Raw genomic sequence first — 265 nt, 5'->3', positions numbered from 1 at the left:
GAACGGCAGGGCGCTCGCGCCGGGTTTCGTCGACGTGCATACCCACGACGACACGCACGTGATCCGTGCGCCGGAGATGATCCCGAAGATCTCGCAGGGCGTGACGACCGTGATCGTCGGCAACTGCGGGATCAGCGCATCGCCGGTGACGCTCGCGGGCGACCCGCCCGACCCGATGAACCTGCTCGGCGAGCGCGGCGCGTTCCAGTACCCGACCTTCGCCGCTTACGTCGCGGCCGTGAACGACGCGCGCCCGGCCGTGAAC

The 265-nt window shown here is 70.2% G+C and carries 1 protein-coding gene; it reads left to right on the top strand.

Annotation, left to right across the window (positions count from 1 at the left end; translation table 11 throughout):
• On the top strand, window positions 1–265 hold a 265-nt coding region (locus tag AAEY75_RS15565; protein WP_352260098.1), incomplete at both ends, for an amidohydrolase family protein.

Origin of the sequence: Psychrobacter sp. TB55-MNA-CIBAN-0194, from assembly GCF_040309505.1 — a bacterium.
GTDB lineage: Bacteria > Pseudomonadota > Gammaproteobacteria > Pseudomonadales > Moraxellaceae > Psychrobacter > Psychrobacter fozii.
The sequence above is the reverse complement of the archived record's forward strand: the minus strand, read 5'-3'. Positions and strand labels throughout refer to the sequence as shown.